2 protein-coding genes are annotated in these 1,842 nt (G+C 79.8%); both read right to left on the bottom strand.

What is annotated here, in order from left to right; all coding sequences use genetic code 11:
• A partial coding sequence (locus tag G5C65_RS36530; protein WP_165303340.1) for a hypothetical protein occupies positions 1-530 on the bottom strand: 530 nt, incomplete at its 3' end.
• Positions 527-1,842, bottom strand: a 1,316-nt coding sequence (locus G5C65_RS36525) for an SDR family oxidoreductase (protein ID WP_206442674.1), incomplete at its 5' end; no start/stop codon positions are given. The genes G5C65_RS36525 and G5C65_RS36530, both read right to left, overlap by 4 nt.

The raw sequence follows: 1,842 nt of genomic DNA, 5'->3' as shown, positions 1-1,842 counted from the left end.
GCGTACTCCCACCCGGCCTCGATCCCGCCCCCCGCGGCCTCGCGCACCCGCAGCGCCAGCACCGGTTCCGGTTCCGGTTCCGGCCCCGGGCCTTCCGGGGGCGCGCAGGTCGCGCCGGTCACCGCGTCCGCGAACTCGACCAGCGGGTCGGGATCCGGCACCCGCGCCGCGCCCGCCGCCGTGTCGGCCGGGGCGGCGGCCGGTCCGGCCTGGGCGGTGGCGTGGCCGGTGAAGCCGCCGTCCGCGTGCGCGTCCGCCGCCAGGAGGCGGCAGCCGGCCGGTGCACGCTCGCGCAGGACGAACCGGGGCTCGCGCGACCACAGGGCCAGGACCTCGGCAAAGGCCGTGCGCAGTACGGCCGTTGGCGCGAGCCCGGCGGCCCGCGCCCGCTCGGCGAGCGCCTGCCGGCGGCCGGCGTCCAGCGTCACCGTGTGCCGGGCGCGTGGCCCGCCCGCCGGCTGTGACAGCAGTGGCAGGCGGGGTCCGTGCGACACCGCACCGCCGAGGTCCCGTGCGAGGTCGGTGCTCATACGGCGTTCTCCGATCGCGAGTCGCGGGTGTGACGTCCGGCGCGGTCCGGCGGCGGGGCCAGCAGCCCCGCGCCGACGGCGTGCTCCACATAGCGGTCCAGCAGCGGCCCCTCGACGGCCGGGCAGCGCACGCCCGTGCCGTCGAGCGCCGCGAGGGTGCCGGAGACATCGAGCCGCAGGCCGCCCAGGACGGGCAGGCCCGGCGCCGCCTCGGCGAGCGCCGCCGGGACCGCGCTCTCGTCGCCGCCCGGGTCCAGCGCCTCGGCGGCGACCAGCCCGGCCCAGCGCCCCGGGTCGGTCTCCACCAGCGGGTACCCGGCGGCGCGCAGCCGGTCCACGACCGCGCCGAGCCGGGTGCGCACCGGGTTGGCCAGGTGGTAGGTGCCGCCCGACGCGTCCGTACGCAGCGAGAGCGCGGCCAGCGCCGCTGCGGCGTGGTCCACGGGTACGAGATCGAACTCCGTCCCGGCGCCGAGGTCGGGTACAGCGCTCACCTCGGTGCAGGCGCCGAGGAACCGCCAGAACGGCGAACCGGGATCCACGGCGCCGCTGCCGGTCTCCCCGCCGAGCCGCCCGGCCCGGTACACGGAGACCGGCACACCGCGCCGCCGGCCCTCCTCGACCAGTTCCTCGGCCACCCAGCGGGCCCGGACCGGCCCGGCGGCCGGTACCGCCTCGGCCGGCACCCTGCCGTCCGGGCGCAGCGCCGCCGCCGCGGCGTACGGCGCGTGGGCGTGGTCCGGCGCGCGTTCCGCTTCCGGTCCCGGTCCCGGGCCCGGGCCGGGGTCGCGGGCGGCGAGCACGCCGGGGGAGGAGAGGTGGTGCACCGGCTTGGTCCGTCCGCGCGCCGCCAGCCGCAGCACCTCGGCGGTGCCGCCCGCGACGGCCGGCCGCAGCCGCTCGTACGGCAGCGCGGGATCGGGGTCGCCGCCCGTGTGGTGGATCGCGTCGACGGTGGCCGCCAGCCGCGCGAACGTCATCGGAGAGAGGCCGAGCAGCGGCTCGCGCAGGCTGCCCGGCACCACGGTCACCCGCTCCCTCGGCACCGTCAGACGGAACCGGCGCAGGGCGCGGTCCAGGGCCCGTTCGGCCTCGCCCGGCCCCTCGGCGTCCACCAGGACGTGCAGCCTGGCCCCGGTCACCGCCAGCAGCCGGGCCAGCAGATGGGCGCCGAGGAAGCCGGTGGCCCCGGTGAGCAGCAGATGCGCGGGCGCGGCCACCCGCACCGGGTCCACCGGCTCGCCGGTGGGCGCGATCTGCGGGTCCAGTACCGCGTCGGCGCGGAGCAGCGCCGCCGCGTCCGCCCCCGCTC

This window comes from Streptomyces boncukensis (genome assembly GCF_011045075.1).
Classification (GTDB): domain Bacteria; phylum Actinomycetota; class Actinomycetes; order Streptomycetales; family Streptomycetaceae; genus Streptomyces; species Streptomyces boncukensis.
Note: the sequence above shows the minus strand (reverse complement) of the source record. Positions and strands in the feature narration are given on the sequence as shown.